This window comes from Ensifer sp. GW101-20A05 (assembly GCF_059424735.1).
Genome location: NZ_JBWKZT010000003.1, coordinates 486,148 through 505,384 on the forward strand (window position 1 = coordinate 486,148; position 19,237 = coordinate 505,384).

Below are 19,237 nucleotides of genomic sequence, written 5' to 3' on the forward strand. Positions count from 1 at the left end.
TCAGAACGCGGCCGCGTCGAGCGCCATCAGCGTGTCGGCGCCGGTCTCGATGCGGGCCTTGCGCAGGGCCGTTTCCGGCAGGATCCTTTCCATGAAGAAGGTCGCGGTGATCAGCTTGTTCTTCAGATAGTCTGCGCGCGTCGTTTCGCCAGAGGCAAGTTTTTCCTCAGCCGTCTTGGCAATTTTTGCCCACATGTAGCCAAGCACGACAAGGCCGAAGAGGTGCATGTAGTCGGTCGAGCCGGCGCCGGCATTATCGGGCTTGGCCATCGCGTTCTGCATGAACCACATGGTGGCGGCCTGCAGGTCGTTGAGGCCCTTCTTCAGCGCCTTGGTATAGGCGGAGAGTTTCTCGTTGCTGCGGTTTTCCTCGCAGAAATCGCCGATTTCCTTGAACAGCGCCATGACGGCGCGGCCACCATTGAGGCCGAGCTTGCGGCCGACGAGGTCGAGCGCCTGGATGCCGTTGGCGCCTTCGTAGATCATCGCAATGCGGGCATCGCGGACGTACTGGCTCATCCCATGTTCTTCGATATAGCCGTGGCCGCCGAACATCTGCTGCGCCATGACGGCGTGGTCGAAGCCCTTGTCGGTGAGCACGCCTTTCAGGATCGGCGTCATCAGGCCGAGAATGTCGTCGGCCGTCTGGCGGTCCGCCTCATTGTCGGAGCGGTGGGCGATATCGGATTTGAGCGCTGTCCAGAGCGTGAAGGCGCGGCCGGCTTCGTTGAAGGCCCGGATCGTCATCAGCGTGCGGCGCACGTCCGGATGCACGATGATCGGGTCGGCCTTCTTGTCCGGCGCCTTCGGGCCGGAGAGCGAACGACCCTGGATGCGGTCGCGGGCATAGTTGGCGGCGTTCTGATAGGCGATCTCGGCGATCGACAGGCCCTGCAGGCCGACGCCGAGGCGGGCTTCGTTCATCATCACGAACATGGCGTTGAGGCCCTTGTTCTCCGTGCCGATGAGGTAGCCCTCGGCCTCGTCATAGTTCATGACGCAGGTGGAGTTGCCGTGGATGCCCATCTTGTGTTCGATCGCGCCGCAGGAAACGCCATTGCGTTCGCCCGGCTCGCCGTCGGCATCGAGCTTGAACTTCGGCACGATGAACAGCGAGATGCCCTTCACGCCCTCCGGTGCGCCCTCGATGCGGGCAAGCACCAGATGGATGATGTTGTCCGACATGTCGTGTTCGCCGGCGGAGATGAAGATCTTCTGGCCGGAAATCTTGTAGGAGCCGTTGCCATCAGGAACGGCCTTGGTGCGCAGCAGCCCGAGGTCCGTACCGCAATGCGGTTCGGTCAGGTTCATCGTGCCGGTCCAGGTGCCGGCAACCATCTTCGGCAGATAGGCCTGCTTCTGTTCGTCCGTACCGTGAACGAGGATTGCCGCGATCGCGCCCTGGGTGAGGCCGGGATACATGGTCAGCGCCATGTTGGCCGAGGACATGTACTCGCCGACGGCGGTATGCAGCGTATAGGGCAAGCCTTGGCCGCCGAATTCCTCCGGAACGGCGAGGCCGAGCCAGCCGCCTTCGCGGTAGAGGTCGAAGGCTTCCTTGAAGCCCTTGGGCACGCTGACCGAGCCGTCGTCGCGGCGCTTGCAGCCTTCCTGATCGCCGGAGAGATTGACGGGGAACAGGGCCTCCTCGGCAAGCTTGGCAGCCTCGCCGACGATCGCTTCGATCATGTCCGGCGTCGCATCAGCAAAACCGGGCAGGTTGTTGTAGCGCTCGATGCCGAGCACGTCGTTCAGGATGAAGAGGGTATCGTCGACCGGGGCCTTGTAGATGGGCATGCTTTCCTCGCCTTTTGGTGCTTCGGGCGCCGTACCTCGTCGTCGACGCCCGGTTGCAGGATGCCGGATGCGCCGCCATCGTCTTTGATTCTAGAGCATCTTTCCCTTCCAGTGATTCCACAGGAAAGCGGCCTGCTCCAGGGCGGTCTCGCATCGTTGGCCGGATGCTACAAAATTTTGACGTTTGCGTAAACGTCAAAAATTGCGGGCTGCGAAGTTTCGTCGCGGCACCAGGGGAGCCGAAAGGGGCGCCGGCAACCCGCGCTCACGGTACGATCCTGCCAAATCGTTAAAAATCCTGGGCAGATTAACGGCTTATTTACCACGTTTCGTGAAAGGTGCGTGTTGAGATGGTCAAAGCTGCAACCGGTCCTGGCGTCGTGTCGTTGTAGCTTTGCCCACGTCGGAAGCGCCACAGGGGTGAGGAAAGCTGTTTTCTTCCGTGACGACTTTCGGGATGGCCGACGACAGGGGCGAAGAACACCATGAATGGATCGCGATCAAATCCTCAGCGCGCAGGCAGCCAGTCCTATAGCGAGCGGCCGTCGCTCGACGCTTTGAACCGCACCATCGAAGGACTTGAGGCGCGGATCGAAGGCCTGATGAGCGGCGCTGCCCGCGACGTGGCGCCAAGGCCTGCCGAGCGTCTTCCGGCCCGCGAACCAGCCAGAGAACCCGCAACGCCCCGTGACGCCGTCGCCGAAATCATGCAGCGCCAGCGCAGCCTCAGCGCTTCGCGCGAGCGCCCGCCGCTTCGCGACCGAATGTCGGCGCGCGAACCGGAACGCTATGTTCCCGAACGTCCGGCCTCTGACCGTCTTACCGAAGAGCCCCGCCTGCAACCGTTGCACAGCCAGCCGCAGCGCCCGTCTTTGGCCGTCAACGATATCGCCGAGGCGCTCGTCGGTCTGCGCCAGGACCTGAAGCGCGACATCACCGATGGCCTCACGCGCGAGATGAATTCGCTCAGGTCCGAGATTCGCGGCATCAAGGCTCAGGCGCAGGATCACAGCTTCGCCGAAGACGTGCGCGGCGACATGCAGCGTCTTGCCGACAGCATCCAGCAGCTCGGCCGCCAGGCCTCGCCCGCCCAGGCCGACGCGCTGCGTGGCGACTTCGACGAACTGCGTGCGATGATCGACGGCCTTGCGCGTGAAGACAGCATGCGCCGCATGGAAAACCGCTGGACCGGCGTCGAGGATCGGCTGATCGCGTTTGATCAGAACCGCGACGACGAGCTGGTGGCGCTGGCCTATCGCCTGGACGAGATCAAGTCGCAGATCGGCTCGCTGAAGGGCAGCTCGGCCGTCGACGCGCTTGAGGACAAACTGATCGCCGTCGCCCAGGCCATCGAAATGCTGGGCCGCCAGATCCAACCCGATGACCGCCGTCTCGTTTCGCAGTTTGCGGATCTCGACGGTCGGCTCGATGAAATCAGCCGCGCGATCGCTGCCAACAGTCGCACGGCGACGGGTCTCGACGGTAGCTTCGTCAACCGGCTGGAAAGCCGGCTTGGCGACCTGTCCCGTCAGATCGACAGCCTGTCGCGCCCGAACGATTCCGGCCTCGGCGCCCGCCTGGAAGCCTTGACCGCCCGGGTCGAAGATCTCGCCGGCGAAAAGGCGGCCGCCCGTCTCGAAGAGCGTCTCGACCAGCTTTCGCTGGTGATGGAGCGCAGCAACAGGACCGCGCAGTCGGATCTCAACGATTATCTGTCGGATATTTCGCGCAAGATCGAGGCCCTGGACCAGGGCAGCGTCAACGACACACTGGCCGAGCGGCTCGACTATCTGGCACGCCGGATCGACGAACTCGACGCCCATGGCGTTCAACCGGCCTCCGATCCGCGCTTCGACCGGCTGGAAGATCGCCTTGTCGGCATCGCGCAGCGTCTGGAAGAGACCCACGCTGCGCCGTTCGATGATCGTGTCGCCCTGCAGAACCTCGAAGCGCAGATCGCCAATCTGTCGACGCTGGTCAGCCAGCCGCGCGCGGACGTCGCTGCGAGCGCGGTGCCCGTCGATTTCGAAAACCGCATGAGCGCGCTCGAGGACTACCTCTCGACCAGCGACGAATACATCGTCGAGGCCGCTCGCCAGGCGGCCGAAGCGGTGATGGAAGCCTATGCCAAGAACGGCTCTCCGCGGGGTTCCGGCGGAGATCTGGCCGCAATCTCGGCGCTTGCCGAAGACCTTCGCACGCTCGAGGACCTCAGCCGCTCCAGCGAGGAGCGCACGGCGCGCACCTTCGAGGCTTTGCACGAGACCCTCGTGCATATCGCCGACAAGCTGGAGCGCATCGAAAATCGCGAGCCGGCAATGCTGGCACGGGCTGAAACGCCGGTGCTGCGCGAACCCGCGCAGATGCCGAGGGCCGCGCAGCCGGAACTCGCTCCCTTCGGCGACAACGATCTCGATGACCGCTACGAGGATCTGCAGCGCAACGTCCGCGCGCTGCAGGCCGAAGATCAGGCTGTGGTCACCCAGACCGCCGAGCCGGCAACGACCTTTGCCGATGACCGGCAGGTCTCGACCGTTGAAGTCGAAAATGTGCGCGAACCGGCCGCTGCAGCCCGCACCGGCCTGCTCGCCGGCCTGACCCGGCGCTTCTCCGGCAAGCGGTCCGAGCCGGTGCACGAGCAGGAGCAGTCCCGACAGGTCGTCGAGCCGACTCCGTCGATCGATCCCTCCGAAATGCTTGCGCCCGAGGAAGCCAACCAGCTGCTGGAGCCGGGTTCCGGCGTTCCCGATGTCAAGAAGATCCTGGAACGCGTGCGCGCCGGGCAGATGAACAAGGCAGGTATTCAGCCTGGCGATGGCGACAAGTCGGACTTCATCGCTGCCGCCCGCCGTGCTGCCCAGCTCGCCGTTGAAGAGGCCGACACCCTGAACAAGGTTGGTCAAAGCGGAAAGACCTCCGGCATCGGCGGCGCTTTTGCCCGTCACCGCCGGCCGATCCTCATGGCCGTCGGCGCGGTCCTGCTGGCGATCATGTCCTATCCGCTGGTCAGCAATATGCTGAAGAAGCAAGAGACCGCACCGGTGGAGCCGGCCGCGATCATCGAGCAGCAGGCGGTGCCGGAATCGCGCGAAAACAAGATCGTCGAAGGCCTTCTGCCGCAGACCGCGGCCGTAGCCCCGGCTGAAACGCCGGTCACGGCATCCGAAATCGCAGTCGCAGCACCGGTCGATTCCGTTGAAGCCCCGGCGAAGGTATCCGAAGCTTCGATCTCGGTACCGGCGACGGCCGTGCCGACGACCACCATTGCGACACCGGCCGAAGAGAAGGCACCGATGCTCGCGCCGGTCGCAGAAACGAAAACCGCTTCGGCGGCCTCCGAGTTCCAGGCGACGCCCGCTGGCAACGCACCCGCCAGTGGTGCGGCCCTTATCAGTTCTCCGGCCGAGGGCGCGGCAACGACCGCGCTGGCGCCGGTGGCCGCACCGAGCGAGATCGTGCTGCCGGAAGGCTTCGGCCCGGCAGCCCTGGTGACGGCCGCCAAGGGCGGCGACCCGCTTGCCTTCTACGAAATCGGCGCCCGCTTTAGCGAAGGCCGCAGCGTTCCTGAAAACATGGCGGAAGCCGCCAAGTGGTATCAGCGCGCCGCCGACGCCGGCGTCGTTCCGGCGCAGTATCGCCTCGCGAGCATGTATGAAAAAGGCATGGGCCTAACGCGTGACGCCTCCAAGGCGAAGGCGCTCTATCTCGCCGCCGCCGGCCAGGGCAATGCCAGCGCCATGCACAACCTCGCGGTCATGCTGGCGAGTGGCCGCGATGCTTCGCCTGACTTTGCCGAGGCAACGAAGTGGTTCGCGAAGGCTGCCGAACTCGGCATTCGCGATAGCCAGTTCAACCTCGCCGTCCTCTATGCGCGTGGCAACGGCGTGCCGCAGGACCTGACCGAATCCTACAAATGGTTCTCCGCCGCTGCCCGCGAAGGCGACATGGATGCCGCCGCCAAGCGTGACGAAGTTGCCAAGGCGATGAAGCCTGAGCAGCTCGAAAGCGCCAAGGCGAAGGCCGATGCCTGGAAGGTGCAGCCGGTCGACGCCAAGGCGAACACGGTCGACGTTCCGGATGCCTGGGTCGGCCCGGCCAACAAGACCGCCAGCGTCGACATGACCAAGGCGGTCCGCAATATCCAGGCGATCCTGAACAACAACGGCTTCGACGCCGGCAAGCCCGACGGCCAGATGGGCAAGAAGACCGTGGCTGCCATCAAGGCCTTCCAGAAGTCGGTCGGCCAGGAGCCGACGGGCGAAATCACCGAGCAGTTGGTCAAGGAATTGCTGAAGCGCAATTCCTGACCCTTGGGCTTGCGCCGTAATAAAGCCGCAGAGCCGGGCGACACGGGTTGCGGGTGGCGAAGCCGTCTGCCATGTGGCTGAAAAGGTTGAAATGTCGGGCCTGCTGCATAATTCCTTAATCGGAATCAGGCTAGGGAAGAACTGATGCAGCAATCAAGGTCCGGTTGTGACCTTGGCATGTCCTGGCGGAAGCGCAACGCTGCAGGAGTGCATGACGGAAGCCGCCTCGCCCTCGGGAGAGGTGCCGGCCTTTCGAATAATCCCTCATTCGTGGTGAATTGCTTGCCACACTAACCGGTTTGCCCGCATTGCGGGCCGTTGGCATATCGAGGACCCGGCGTGACGATCTATCTGCCCATCGCAGAGTTGTCGGTGAACATACTCATCATTCTCGGTATGGGCGCGGCCGTCGGCTTTCTTTCCGGCATGTTCGGCGTTGGCGGTGGTTTCCTGATCACGCCGCTCCTGATCTTCTACAATATTCCGCCTGTCGTGGCGGTGGCGACCGGCGCCAACCAGGTGGTTGCCTCGTCGATATCCGGCGCGATCACGCATTTTCGGCGCGGCACCATCGATATCAAGCTCGGCACGGTGTTGCTCTGCGGTGGCCTCGTGGGCGCGACGGTCGGCGTCTGGCTGTTTTCGCTGCTGCGCCGCCTCGGCCAGCTCGATCTGGTGATCTCGCTGCTCTACGTCGTGCTGCTCGGCACTGTCGGCGGTCTGATGCTTTGGGAAAGCATCGTCGCCATGCGCAAGGCCGCCAAGAACGAGGCGACGACCCTGCGTCGCCCCGGCCAGCACAATTGGGTGCACGGCCTGCCGTTGAAGATGCGTTTCAAGAAGTCGAAGATCTATCTCAGCGTCATTCCGGTTGCCTTCCTCGGCTTCTGCATCGGTATCCTGACCTCGATCATGGGCGTCGGCGGCGGCTTCATCATGGTGCCGGCAATGATCTATCTCCTGCGCATCCCGACCAACGTCGTCGTCGGCACGTCGCTGTTCCAGATCGTCTTCGTCTCGGCCTATACGGTCATCGTCCAGGCGTCGACCAACTATACCGTCGATATCGTACTCGCCTTCGTCCTGATGATCGCCGGCGTCATCGGCGCGCAATACGGCGTGCGCGTCGGCCAGAAGCTGCGCGGCGAACAATTGCGAGCGCTCTTGGCGTTGCTCGTCCTTGCCGTCGGCATTCGTCTGGCGATCGAGCTCGTCATTCCGCCGAAGGATATCTATTCGGTCGTATCAGCGGGGCTCGGCTTCTGATGATCCGGTTCGCGCGCACAGCTCTCGCCCTTCTGGCACTCGCCGTCGCCGCTCCGACCCATGCGGCACTGCAGGACGAGAACGCCGATTTCACCGAGAAGCTGGAGATCGGCATCTCCACCGACGAGATTGCCATCACCTCGGATTTCCGCGGCGCGGATCTGACGATCTTCGGCGCCGTCGATGGTTTCGACCAGGGACTGCTGGCCCAGGGCAGGTACAACATCATCGTGTCCCTCGAAGGCCCCAAGGACAATGCGACGGTGCGCAAGAAGGAGCGCGTCTTCGGCATCTGGGTAAACACGCGGTCGATGACCTTCGAGCTGGTGCCGGAATCCTATTCGCTGTCAAGCACGCGCGACATCGAAACGATCGCGCCGCCCGGCGAGATGGGCAATATGGGCATCGGCGTCGACCACATGCGGCTGGTGCCGCTCGGCTTCGTCGGCGACGGCAGCAATCTCGGCGAGTTCCGCAACGCCTTTCGCCGCATCCGCGAAACGAGCGGCGTCTACGAGCGCGATCCGGGCGGCGTGCAGTTTATCAGCGCGAGCCTGTTCAAGGCGTCGGTGCGCCTGCCGGCGAACGTGCCGAACGGCGTCCACGTGGTGCGCGCCTACCTCTTTCGCGACGGCGTCTTCGTCGCCGCCAAGGCGCTGCCGTTGCGTGTCGTCAAGACTGGCCTGGAACAGTTCATTACCCAGGCAGCGCATCAGCAACCGCTCTTCTACGGTCTCGTCGCCGTGCTGCTCGCAGTCATCACCGGCTGGGGTGCCAGCGTGATCTTCCGCAAGGAATAGTTGGGCCAGGAGCTTACCCTGCGTTTTCTTTTGCCCGGCGTGCGTTTAAAGAAAGGGCAGCAGGATGCTGTAGGGATAAAATACCCAGGCATCTCGAACATGTTGATCTGAACACGCCGCGCCGAACGCGCGCTGAAGTTCGAGAAGGCGATGCTTGCGCTAGTAGCGGCAAGCGACGCCACACAGACAGAGGAAGCTCGATGAAACCGATTTTTGTCCAGTTGCAGTGCGCTCCCGGCAAGACCTACGAGGTCGCTGACGAGATCTACCGCAAGGAAATCGTTTCGGAAATGTACTCGACCAGCGGCGACTACGACCTGATCATCAAGGTCTACATCGAGGAAGGCCAGGACATCGGCAAGTTCATCAACGACAACATTGCCACGGTGCCGGGTATCTCGCGCTCGTTGACGACGCTGACCTTCAACGCGTTCTGATCACGGGGTCGGCGGTGTGCGGACGGAACCGCACGCCTTCCCCAAGCGTCAGGCAATCAGATTGGCAAACCGGACCGAATAGATCCGGTCGCGACCGAGCATGTGGGCGACCAGCCTGCTGCGGTCGAAGAGGCCGGTCATGGCCCGGTGTCGCAGATCTAGCCCGCCGGTCGTGACCCCGAAGGCGGGCATCAACATGCGCGTGCCATCCGTCGCAAAGCAGGCGCGGCGCACGGCCCTTTCGCGTCTCACCACCGTTGCCGCCGGATGCAGATGCCCGGCGATCTCGCCAACGGCATCGCCGCGCTTGGGCTCGTGCCGGAAGGCAAGACCCGCATGGTTGAGCTCGTCCATCGAGGCGCCCGGGAGCCCGAAGGCGCCATCCGGATCGTGATTGCCGTTGATCCAGACCCACTCGCGCCCGAGCGCCATCGCCGCGATCATGTGCCGGAAGGCGTCCGGCATCACGGCCGAACCGACACGATCGTGAAAATTGTCGCCGAGGCTGATGACGAGTTTCGGGTCGTGGCGCACGATCGCCGCCTCCAGCACGCGCAGCGTCGCAAGCGTGTCATAGGGCGGCAAAAGCATGCCGCGGCGGGCGAACGCCGAACCCTTTTCCAGATGCAGGTCGGAAACCACGAGCGTGCCGGTCTCGGGCAGGTAGAGACTGCCGAGCGGATCGCAGATCGCGACGACGCCGTTCACGATCGTCTGGGCGTGGAGGAGGGGGGCAGTCGTCTGAGCTGATAGGGCGTGGGCGAGGCGGTGCATGGTCACGATCCCGCACGCGACTGACTGTCGAGACGGAAGTGACCGGCCCAATTCGTTAGACTGCTCGTTCTCAAAGCCATTTTCCTATCAATCCACATCCAGACCGCCCATCGCCTCGTGGATCAAGTCGTCGGCGGCCTCCGAAAGCAGGAAGTCCTGCGCTTCGCCCTGGATCATTTCCTTGCCGATCTCCAGCATCACAGGCACCGCCAGCGGCGAGATCCGGTCGAGACGCCTGTGGGTGATGTGGCCCTTGATTCGCTTCAGCATATCCCCGAGCCGAGCGATGTCCAAAAGCCCCGTTGCCGCATCGTTGCGGGTCGCTTCGAGCAGCAGGTGATCCGGCTCGTGCGCGTGCAATACGTCGTATATGAGGTCGGCCGAGACCGTCACCTGCCGACCGGTCTTCTCCTTGCCGGGGTGACGCTGGTCGATGAGGCCGGCGATGACGGCGCAGTTGCGGAAGGTGCGTTTCAGAAGAAAGGACTCGTTCAGCCAGGCTTCGAGGTCATCGCCGAGCATGTCTTCGTCGAACAGCTCGGCAAGCGCGCCGCGCTTGAGCTTGAAGGTGGCGCCGAGGTCGTCGAGCGCCCAGACCGCCAGCGAGTAATCCGTCGCGACGAAGCCGAGCGGCTTCAAGCCGGCGCGGTCGAGCCTGCGGGTGAGCAGCATGCCGAGCGTCTGGTGCGCCAGTCGTCCCTCGAAGGCATAGATGACCATGTAGTGGCGGCTGCCGCGCGGGAAGGTCTCGATCAGAAGCTCGTCCTCGCGCGGCAACATCGAGACGTCTTTCTGTAGCGAGAGCCAGTCGCGCACCTGTTCCGGTAGTGCCGCCCTGCGCGCCGGATCGGCGAGCATCCTGCGAACCTGCTGTGCCAGATAGGTCGAGAGCGGAAACTTGCCGCCGGCATAGCTCGGCACCTTCGGGTCAAAGGTAAAGGCCTGGCTGACGAGGCATTCGTTCTCGCGAATGCCCTCGAAGCGCAGCACCTTGCCGGAGAACATGAAGGTGTCGCCCTGGGACAGCATTTCGAGGAAATACTCCTCGACCTTGCCGAGTGACATGCCGCCGCGACCGAGCGAGCCGCGCTGGTTGCGTTTGACCATGCGCACGTTCAGCATCGGCGACTCGACGATGGTGCCGACATTCAGGCGGTATTGTTGCGCCACCAGCGGATTGGAGACGCGGTAGAGCCCGTCCTTGGTCTTGCGGATCCGGGCGTAGCGCTCATAGGTCTTCAGCGCATAACCGCCGGTCGCGACGAAATCGATCACCCGCTCGAAGGTCTCCCAGGCGAGCGTCCTATAGGGCGAGGCACTGGTGATCTCGTCGTAAAGCGACAGCGGGTCGAAAGGCGCGGCACAGGCCATGCCGAGCACGTGCTGGGCGAGCACGTCGAGCGCGCCCTTGCCGACCGGCGGCGTGTCCTGCGCGCCGATATAGTTGGCGTCGAGCGCCGCCTGGCATTCCATCACCTCGAAGCGGTTGGCCGGCACAAGGATCGCCTTCGAGGGTTCATCCATGCGGTGGTTGGCGCGGCCGATGCGCTGGGCGAGGCGGCTCGCGCCTTTCGGCGCACCGACATGCACGACGAGATCGACGTCGCCCCAGTCGATGCCGAGGTCGAGCGTCGAGGTGGCGACGACGGCGCGCAGCCGGTTCTCGGCCATCGCCGCCTCGACCTTGCGGCGCTGGGTGACATCGAGCGAACCGTGATGCAGCGCGATCGGCAGATTGTCGTCGTTGATCGTCCAGAGTTCTTGGAAGAGCAGCTCCGCCTGGCTGCGGGTGTTGACGAAGAGCAGGGTGGTGCCGTGCTCCTTGATCGCGGCGTAGACATCGGCAATGGCGTAGCGCGCCGAGTGCCCGGCCCAGGGCACGTGCTCTTCCGTCTTGAGGATGGAGATCTGCGGGTTGGCGCCGCCTTCGACAAGCACGAGCCCTGCATGGTTGTTCATGTCCGGCTCCTGTGGCGCCAGCCAGCGCTGCAGGTCCATGGGATCGGAAACCGTTGCCGAAAGCCCGATCGTCTGCACGCTCGGCGCCAGCCGGCGAAGCCGCGCCAGACCGAGGGAGAGGAGATGGCCGCGCTTCGAGGTGACGAGCGAATGCAGCTCGTCGAAGACGACGTAGCGCAGGTCTTTGAAGAAGCGGGTCGCCTCGCCATTGGCAAGCAGCAGCGCCAGCTGTTCCGGCGTCGTCAGCAATATGTCGGGTGGATTGAGCTTCTGCCGCTGCCGCTTGGCGGTGGGCGTGTCGCCGGTGCGGTTTTCGATGCGAACCGGCAGGCCCATTTCGCCGACCGGTTTCATCAGGTTGCGCTCGATATCGACGGCGAGCGCCTTCAAAGGCGAGATGTAGAGCGTATGGATGCCGACGAAGGCAGAGCCGGGCGGGATCCTGCCGCGGCGAGTGAGATCGACCAGCGACGGCAGGAAGCCGGCAAGCGTCTTGCCGGCACCGGTCGGTGCGATCAGCAGCGTGCTGTTCCCGGCTTCGGCGCGTGCCAGGAGCTCGAGCTGGTGGGCGCGCGGCCGCCAGCCCTTCTCGCCGAACCAGCGCAGAAAGGGGGCGGGCAAGGTCAGGGCATCGCCCTGCGGTTCGCTGGAATCGATCCTGTTCACGGAGAACAAAGGTAGATCAAATCCGTCAAAAGAGAAGCCCGGAAGACTTGCCGCCGGGCGGCACATTGACTCCTGTTCGGAACCGGATCGCCGGCGGCTTCCGCTCCCCGCATCCGGTCGACGCACCGGCAAAGGGTCGCCTGAGACAGCCGAGCAATCGTTTTCGCGTGACGACTGGACTGATCTAGAGTGCGATGTAGCGATCGGCGCGGTGGTTGATGGCCACAAACAGGTTGAGCACGACCGCGCCGAGCACCGACCAGGCGACCACCGTGGGCGTCGTCACCCCAAAGGCGATAACGAGCACGACCATGTCGATCGCAAGCTGCACGAGGCCGGCGCGAATGCCGAAGCGCTCCTGCAGGTAGATGCCGAGAATGCCGACGCCGCCAAGGCTCGCGCGGTGGCGATAGAGTGCGAGCAGGCCATAACCGAGCAGCAGGCCGCCAAGCAGCGCTGCCCAGGCCGGCTGGATCGTACCGATCTGGAAGAGGCGCGACTGGATGTCGGTCAGGAACGAGGTAAGACCGATGGCGATGAAGGTCTTGACCGTGAAAGCCGGGCCGAGCCGCTTCAGCGACAGATAGAAGAACGGCAGGTTGAGCAGGAAGAAGGCAAGACCGAAATTGATGCCGAACGCATAGTGCAGCAGGAAGGCGACGCCCGCCGTGCTGCCGGTGAGCAGGCCGGCGCTTGCCAGGAAATAGAGGCCGAGTGCGGCGATCAGGCTGCCGGTGAAGATGCCCTGCAGGTCCTCGACCGCCGTATGCCGGGTCGGGCTGGTGTTCCAGATACCGAAAACGCTGCTGATCTGAGCCATGGCAAAACCTCGATTGCGATGGCCGCAGCAATGCTGCAACGCACAACAATATTCAAGAAAAATATGTCAGTAATGCTGACTTATTTTTGCGACTCTGCCTTGCGTTTTATGCAGGCTTGCGCGCCAGAAACAGGATGCCGAAAACCGGTTCGCCGGCATCCATGCGGATGACGGTACGCTCGATGGCCAGCAGCTTCAGCCCGTGCGCCGTGCAGAGGCCGCGAATATAGGCTTCGCTATGGGCGTAGCGCAGCGAGGGGCGCAGCAGAAAATCCACGCCATCGCCCGCATCCTCGACGGAAAAGGCGAAGTAGCCACCGGCGGCCAGCAGACGGAGCGCGATGTCGAAGACACTGTCGAGATTGCCGAGATACATGAGCACATCGGCGGCGCTGACGAGATCGGCGCGGGCGGACGCGAAGTTGCCGAAGATGCCGGAAGCTTCCGGCGGGAGCGAAAGATCGGCGCGTGCCAGCCGATCGTAGGTGGATTTCGCCTCGGCCTTGGCGAGCATGTTGATGGAGATGTCGAAACCTTCAAGGAATTGCGCCTGATCCCGGATGCGTTCGCCGAAGAGGCCGGTGCCGCAGCCGAGATCCGTCACATGCTCGAAGATGAGGCCCCCGGTGTGGCTTTGGATCAGCGCCGCGAGCTTTTGCGGCACCGTGTAGCCGAGCTTTTCCACCAGCGCCTGGTCGAAGCGATCGGCATAGTCGTCGAACAGGCGCTCGACATAGAGGCTCGGCGGCTGTTCGGGCACCGCGGCGGCACCGAGAAGCGCCAGCTTCAGGCCGGCGCCGAAGATGTCCTGAGGGCTCAGCGCCAGGGTTTTTCTGAGCGCGTCGATCGCCGCCTCTTTCCGGCCCGATTTTTCCTCATAGTCCGCGAGCCGAAACCAGCCGGCTGCCCAGTCCGGCGCCCGTTCCAGCGCCTGTGCCATGAGTTCGGCAGCACTTCCGGGCTCGCCGCCTTCGGCAAGCATTTTTGCGTAGTCGGCGCGGCGGTCGGCGATCAGGTCGCCGGAGGAGAGCTGGTTGAGCGTCATCAATGTGAGATATCGGTTGCGATCAGCGCTTCTGACGCCGGATGCTGCAAAACACAAGCGGAATCTGGCTGAAACCGAGAGCTTGGGCGCTGTGCAAGGTCTGGCCGACTTGCGACGCTGCCGATCGCGGCTTATGTGAAGACAAACAGGAGAAGTTCGCGGATGTCGGACGGAATGAACAGATTTTTGGGTGACTCGCCGCTGCGGGTGCTGGTCAAGCTCGTCGTGGTGTCGATCCTCGTCGGCTTCGTCATGACCGTCTTCGGCTGGTATCCGACCGACATCTATTTCGCGGTCCGCAACTTCCTGCTCGACCTCTGGTACACCGGCTTTGCCGCACTTGGCCGGGTGGGCGACTATCTGCTGCTCGGTGCGGCGATCGTCGTTCCGGCCTTCGTGATCCTGCGTGTTATGAGCTACCGGCGCTGATGATGCACGACCGGTTTCTCTTGATCGAACGCCGCGGCCTGCTGCGTGCAACCGCCATCCTCTCGCTCGGCGCGCTTGCCGGCTGCACGACGTCCCAACTGCTGACGCCCGATAGTGGCACTGGCAGCGACCAGACCGAGGCGAGCCTCGGCTACGTCAACAAGCTGCGCAAGGGCAAGGGGCTGACGGAGCTCGTGGCGGACCACGCGGCCTCGGTCGCCGCGATGAACCAGGCGGCGCGCATGGCACGGGTCGGCAAGATGCAGCATCTGATCGGCTGGAACGACAGTTTCTACGACCGGATGAAGGGCCAGGGCGTGACGCTTCCGGCAGCCGAAAACATCGCCATGGGCCAGGACGACGCCGAACGCGCCTATGATGCCTGGTACAAGTCGCCCAAGCATCTGGAAAACATGCTCGGTAACTATCGCGGTCTCGGCGTTGCCGTCGCCCAGAACGCTTCATCCGGCAACCGCCCCTTCTGGGCCATGGTGCTGTCGGCCTGATTCGGCCTTAGCGGACATCTGAACCGCACCTGGCCCCTCATCCCCTGCCGGGACCTTCTCCCCGCAGGCGGGGAGAAGGCAGGTTGCCGCACCCCCTCTATCCCCAGCAACCATGCGATTGGACTGCTCTTCCGATAGCGGCTCGGGATGCGGTGTTGCGGCTTGTCCACGTCCCCTCTCTCTCCGCTTGCGGGGAGAGGGCTAGGGTGAGGGGCTACTTGCGCGCTGAAACCTTTTCGTCGCAACTGCTCGGCGCGCTTGCATCCTCCCATGCACTTTCCCTAAAACGGTCGTCACTCACCCATAACGCCCGGACCGTTCGATGACCGCCTCTCCCGCCTCGCCGAACGATCCCGCCGGCGCCTTTCACGTCACCCATCGGCTGATCCTGGCGATTGCGCTGCCGATGACGCTCGGCTTCCTGACGACGCCCTTGCTGGGTCTGGTCGATACGGCTGTTATCGGCCGCATGGGGCAGGCGACGCTGCTCGCGGGGCTCGCGATCGGCGCCATCATATTCGACCTGATCTTTACCACCTTCAATTTCCTGCGCGCCGGCACGACCGGCCTCGTTGCTCAGGCCTATGGCCGTGGTGACAGACGTGAGCAGCAGGCGGTGTTCTGGCGGTCGCTTACGATCGCGCTTGTCTGCGGCACGGTCAGCGTTCTCATTTCACCTCTTCTGCTATCCGGCGGCCTCTGGCTGATGGGACCGGAGCCGGAGGTGGCGGCCGTCACCAGCACCTACTTTCTCTGTCGTATCATTTCGGCACCGGCAGCCCTTGCGAACTACGCCATCCTCGGCTTCGTGCTTGGCCGCGGCGAAGGCACCATCGGTCTGATGCTGCAGACGCTGATCAATGGCATTAACATCGTGCTGTCGATCCTGCTCGGTCTCGTCCTTGGCTGGGGCGTGATGGGGGTCGCACTTGCCACCGTCACAGGCGAGGTGATCGGGGCGCTTGCCGGCTTTGCGATCGTCTATGGCCGTTTCGACCGCAACGATGCGCCGGGCTGGGCGCTGATCTTCGATCGCGAGCGATTGAAGCCGCTCTTCGGCCTCAACCGCGACATCATGATCCGCTCCTTCGTGCTGCTCGCTGCCTTTACGCTGATGACGCGCATCGGCACGGCCTTTGGGCCGGTGACGCTTGCGGCAAACGCGGTGCTGATGACGATCTTCCTGGTCGCCGGCTACTATCTCGACGGCCTCGCCAACGCCGCCGAGCAATTGATCGGCCGCTCGATCGGTGCCCGCTACCGGCCAGCCTTCGATCGCGCGCTACGCCTGACGGCTGCCTGGTCGCTGGGGCTCGCCTTGGTCACCACCATCGTCCTTCTGCTTTTCGGCGATCGGCTCATCAATCTGTTGACGACGGCCGCCGATGTCCGCGTGGCCGCTTACGAGTATCTGCCCTGGGCGGCTGTCACTGCGACCACCGGCGCGCTCGCCTTTCTGATGGATGGCGTCTTCATCGGCGCCACCTGGTCGCGCGAAATGCGCAACATGATGGTCGCGGCCTTTGTCGGCTACGCGGCGGTGCTGGCTGTGCTCGTGCCCGTCTTCGGCAATCACGGGCTTTGGGCCGGCCTCAATCTCTTCCTGCTGCTGCGCGGCCTGTTCCTGCTTTCGAGAATTCCCTCGAAGGCGCGTCAGACCTTCCGGCCGGCCCAGTAGTCGAGGCGGCTGTCTCTGATATCGCGGATCGAGCTGAGCCGCTCACGGTCGCAGAGATCGGAAAGGCCACGCACGATGCGGCCGGGCAGCGCGGGGCCTTCATAGACCATGCAGGAATAGAGCTGGACCAGATCGGCGCCGGCGCGGATTTTTTCTGCCGCGGTCTCGGCCGAACTGACGCCACCGACACCGATGATCGGCAGATTTGGTCCGACGCGCTTGCGCATGCGGGCAAGTGCCGCGGTCGACTTCTCGAAGAGCGGCTTGCCGGAGAGGCCACCGGCTTCCTTCGCCTGGTTCTGGTCCTTCAAGCCTTCGCGTGAAAGCGTCGTGTTGGAGACGATCAGGCCGTCGAGATTGTGGGCGAGAATTTCGGCTGCGATGTCGTCCATGCCCTCTTCCGTCAGATCGGGCGCGATCTTGAGGAACACCGGAACGTACCGGTTGCTACGGCGGGCTTCCTCGTCGCGAGCGGCGAGCACGGCGGACAGCAGGGCGGCGAGGCTCTCGCGCGCCTGCAGGTCGCGCAGGCCCGGCGTGTTCGGCGAGGAGATGTTGGCGGTGAAATAGCGGGCGACCGAATAGAAGGCGTGAATGCCGTTCACATAGTCGGCAACGCGGTCGGCACTGTCCTTGTTGGCGCCGATATTGACGCCGATCAGCGCAGCGCGCGAGCAGGCCTTGAGCCGCGCCAGCGCCGCGCCATGACCCTCGTTGTTGAAGCCGAGGCGGTTGATGACGGCCTCGTCCTCGACCAGCCGGAAAATGCGCGGCTTGTCGTTGCCGGACTGCGGTTTCGGTGTGACGGTGCCGATTTCGGTAAAACCAAAACCGATCTTCAGGAGCGCTTCCGGCACCTCGGCGTTCTTGTCGTAGCCGGCCGCCATGCCGATCGGGTTTGGGAACTCGATGCCGGCGACCGTCTGGGAAAGCCGCTTGTCGGCCTTGGAAGGACAGCTGGGCACGAGCCCGGTCTTCAGCGCCTTGATCGACAGGCCGTGCGCGGCCTCAGGATCGAACAGGAAGAGGCCGCGGCGGGCGAGATTGGTAAGCGGATTCATGCGTCAAGTTCCGGGAAGATATGCGAGCCATCGGCGCCAAGCGGCAGGGGCTTTTCCCAGACCACGGCGGAGAGGAAGAGGGGTGCATAGAGATGCGGGAAGAGGGCGCCGCCGCGCGAGGGTTCGTAGACCAGTTCCACGCCGAGCGCGTCGCCGTCAACGGCGACCAAAAGTAGGCCTTCCTGTCCCTCGAAATGCCGCGCTGCCGTCTCCAGGGCCTGTTCGGCGGTGGAGAAATGGATGAAGCCGTCAGCAAGGTCGACGGGTGCGCCGTCGAAGCGTCCGCTGCGCTTGGCTTCCTGCCACAGCGAGGTCGGAACGATCTTGTAGATGATGGAACCCATTGTGCCCGTCTGCCCCCGTAATCTTCTGTCGTGGCCTTGCCGCAAATATCAGCGATTGTCCATCGCAGAAGGACGTCGATTCGCGCATAATCCTTGGTGAAGATCGATTTCGCTCTTCCCGTTCATGTGCCGGGCGTCATCTGGCAAGGACCGCAACGGAGAGGACGTCATGAGAAAAGCTACAGTCGCACTTCTGATCGGAGCCGGCCTGGCATTCGCCGGCATCGCCTCGGCGCAGGATCCGGCGCCCGGCCGCTACAGCATGCAGAAATCCGAGACCGGCATTGCCCGGCTCGACACGCAAACCGGCGAAGTGTCGCTCTGCCAGGAAAGGAGCGGCGAGCTCGTCTGCCGCATGGCAGCCGACGAACGCTCCGCGCTCGAGCTGGAGATCGAGCTTTTGACCAAACGGGTAGAGACCTTGGAAAAGGCCGTTAAATCCGGTGAAAGCGTCGCGAAACCGAACCTTCCGACCGACGAAGAGATTGACCGGACAATGGGCATCATGGAAAGAATGATGCGTAAGTTCATGGATATCGTGAAGGATCTCGAAGGCAGCGACCCCGCGACGGAGCCGCAGAAGACCTGAGACGCCGGAACGGCCATGCGGGATGCGGATCGGCGCGTGGAGGCGCGCAGGTCGCAGACCGGGCTCTTGGGAGGGAGCGACATGACGCCGGACATGACCATCATCATCGCGGACGATCACCCGCTGTTTCGTGGCGCCATGCGCCAGGCCCTGAGCGGGATGGACGGCCCGCCCGCCATCGTCGAGGCAGCTGATTTCGCCGCCGCGCGCAAGACTGCAGCCGATTACCCGGATGCCGATCTCCTTCTTCTGGACCTGACGATGCCTGGCGTCAGCGGCCTTTCCGGCCTGATTGCGCTTCGCGCCGAGTTTCCGAGCCTGCCGGTCATGGTGGTTTCCGCCCATGACGATCCGGCGACGATCCACCGCGCGCTCGACCTCGGGGCGTCCGGCTTCCTCTCAAAGTCGGCCGGTATCGAAGAGATCCGCGAGGGTATCGAGAAGGTCATGGCCGGTGAGGTTTTCGTGCCGGCGGGCTACGACGACGCGCAGGAGTACGAACCGGAAGTCGCCGATCTGCTCCAGCGGCTTCAGACGCTGACGCCGCAGCAGTCACGCGTCCTCAGCATGCTGGGCGAAGGCCTGCTCAACAAGCAGATCGCCTATGAGCTCGGCGTCTCCGAGGCGACCATCAAGGCGCATGTCTCGGCGATCCTGTTGAAGCTCAATGTCGACAGCCGCACCCAGGCGGTGATCCAGCTTTCGAAGATCGGCACCGTCGCCGCCGCCTGAGGCGGTCAATCGAGCACTGCGGCAGCA

At 63.7% G+C, this 19,237-nt stretch carries 16 protein-coding genes; 9 read left to right on the top strand and 7 right to left on the bottom strand.

Features of this window, described 5'->3' with window-relative positions; translation table 11 throughout:
• Nucleotides 1-1,797, bottom strand: a complete 1,797-nt coding sequence (locus AC070A_RS11585) for an acyl-CoA dehydrogenase C-terminal domain-containing protein (protein WP_057248124.1) — start codon at nucleotides 1,795-1,797, stop codon at nucleotides 1-3.
• Between the two features lie 485 nt (nucleotides 1,798-2,282).
• On the opposite strand from AC070A_RS11585, the gene AC070A_RS11590 reads away from it, so the two are divergent.
• The 4 genes from AC070A_RS11590 to AC070A_RS11605 all read left to right on the top strand — a co-directional run bounded on the left by AC070A_RS11590 (nucleotide 2,283) and on the right by AC070A_RS11605 (nucleotide 8,607).
• Nucleotides 2,283-6,104, top strand: coding sequence for a peptidoglycan-binding protein (locus AC070A_RS11590; protein ID WP_057248125.1), 3,822 nt, complete (start codon nucleotides 2,283-2,285; stop codon nucleotides 6,102-6,104).
• A 339-nt stretch (nucleotides 6,105-6,443) separates the two neighbouring features.
• Nucleotides 6,444-7,370 (top strand): sulfite exporter TauE/SafE family protein, encoded by a 927-nt coding sequence (locus AC070A_RS11595; protein WP_057248126.1) that lies wholly within the window; start codon nucleotides 6,444-6,446, stop codon nucleotides 7,368-7,370.
• Entirely contained in the window at nucleotides 7,370-8,170 is an 801-nt protein-coding gene (locus AC070A_RS11600) for a TIGR02186 family protein (protein ID WP_057248127.1), read from the top strand. The genes AC070A_RS11595 and AC070A_RS11600 overlap by 1 nt, the downstream gene beginning before the upstream one ends.
• Nucleotides 8,171-8,370: 200 nt before the next feature.
• Complete coding sequence (locus tag AC070A_RS11605; RefSeq protein WP_034797129.1) at nucleotides 8,371-8,607, top strand: Lrp/AsnC ligand binding domain-containing protein; 237 nt, start codon at nucleotides 8,371-8,373, stop codon at nucleotides 8,605-8,607.
• A gap of 48 nt (nucleotides 8,608-8,655) precedes the next feature.
• Here the strand turns inward: AC070A_RS11605 and pdeM are convergent, their stop codons facing one another.
• The 4 genes from pdeM to AC070A_RS11625 form a co-directional block, all read right to left on the bottom strand.
• Nucleotides 8,656-9,381, bottom strand: a complete 726-nt coding sequence (gene pdeM / locus AC070A_RS11610) for a ligase-associated DNA damage response endonuclease PdeM (RefSeq protein ID WP_057248128.1) — start codon at nucleotides 9,379-9,381, stop codon at nucleotides 8,656-8,658.
• An 87-nt stretch (nucleotides 9,382-9,468) separates the two neighbouring features.
• Entirely contained in the window at nucleotides 9,469-12,015 is a 2,547-nt protein-coding gene (locus AC070A_RS11615) for a ligase-associated DNA damage response DEXH box helicase (RefSeq protein ID WP_162770860.1), read from the bottom strand.
• Between the two features lie 175 nt (nucleotides 12,016-12,190).
• On the bottom strand, nucleotides 12,191-12,826 hold the full coding sequence (locus AC070A_RS11620) for a YitT family protein (protein ID WP_057248129.1): 636 nt from the start codon (nucleotides 12,824-12,826) through the stop codon (nucleotides 12,191-12,193).
• Between the two features lie 106 nt (nucleotides 12,827-12,932).
• Entirely contained in the window at nucleotides 12,933-13,871 is a 939-nt protein-coding gene (locus AC070A_RS11625) for a class I SAM-dependent methyltransferase (protein ID WP_113479371.1), read from the bottom strand.
• Between the two features lie 162 nt (nucleotides 13,872-14,033).
• Here AC070A_RS11625 and AC070A_RS11630 point away from each other — a divergent pair, with 162 nt between their 5' ends.
• The 3 genes from AC070A_RS11630 to AC070A_RS11640 all read left to right on the top strand — a co-directional run bounded on the left by AC070A_RS11630 (nucleotide 14,034) and on the right by AC070A_RS11640 (nucleotide 16,484).
• Nucleotides 14,034-14,300 (top strand): DUF6460 domain-containing protein, encoded by a 267-nt coding sequence (locus AC070A_RS11630; RefSeq protein WP_057248131.1) that lies wholly within the window; start codon nucleotides 14,034-14,036, stop codon nucleotides 14,298-14,300.
• A gap of 2 nt (nucleotides 14,301-14,302) precedes the next feature.
• Nucleotides 14,303-14,806, top strand: coding sequence for a CAP domain-containing protein (locus AC070A_RS11635; RefSeq protein ID WP_057248263.1), 504 nt, complete (start codon nucleotides 14,303-14,305; stop codon nucleotides 14,804-14,806).
• A 322-nt stretch (nucleotides 14,807-15,128) separates the two neighbouring features.
• Nucleotides 15,129-16,484, top strand: coding sequence for an MATE family efflux transporter (locus AC070A_RS11640; RefSeq protein ID WP_057248132.1), 1,356 nt, complete (start codon nucleotides 15,129-15,131; stop codon nucleotides 16,482-16,484).
• On the opposite strand, the gene AC070A_RS11645 is transcribed toward AC070A_RS11640, so the two are convergent.
• Together AC070A_RS11645 and AC070A_RS11650 are read right to left on the bottom strand one after the other, a co-directional pair.
• Nucleotides 16,460-17,545, bottom strand: coding sequence for a quinone-dependent dihydroorotate dehydrogenase (locus tag AC070A_RS11645; RefSeq protein WP_113479373.1), 1,086 nt, complete (start codon nucleotides 17,543-17,545; stop codon nucleotides 16,460-16,462). The two genes, AC070A_RS11640 and AC070A_RS11645, sit on opposite strands and share 25 nt — an antisense overlap.
• A complete protein-coding gene (locus AC070A_RS11650) occupies nucleotides 17,542-17,889 on the bottom strand; it encodes a DUF952 domain-containing protein (RefSeq protein WP_057248134.1) in 348 nt (115 codons plus the stop codon). The genes AC070A_RS11645 and AC070A_RS11650 overlap by 4 nt, the downstream gene beginning before the upstream one ends.
• Before the next feature lie 169 nt (nucleotides 17,890-18,058).
• Here AC070A_RS11650 and AC070A_RS11655 point away from each other — a divergent pair, with 169 nt between their 5' ends.
• Both AC070A_RS11655 and AC070A_RS11660 read left to right on the top strand, forming a co-directional pair.
• Nucleotides 18,059-18,478 (top strand): hypothetical protein, encoded by a 420-nt coding sequence (locus tag AC070A_RS11655; protein ID WP_057248135.1) that lies wholly within the window; start codon nucleotides 18,059-18,061, stop codon nucleotides 18,476-18,478.
• Between the two features lie 81 nt (nucleotides 18,479-18,559).
• Nucleotides 18,560-19,210 carry a response regulator transcription factor gene (locus AC070A_RS11660; RefSeq protein ID WP_113479375.1) on the top strand — a complete coding sequence of 217 codons (651 nt, stop codon included), beginning with the start codon at nucleotides 18,560-18,562 and terminating at the stop codon, nucleotides 19,208-19,210.
• Nucleotides 19,211-19,237 lie beyond the last annotated feature (27 nt).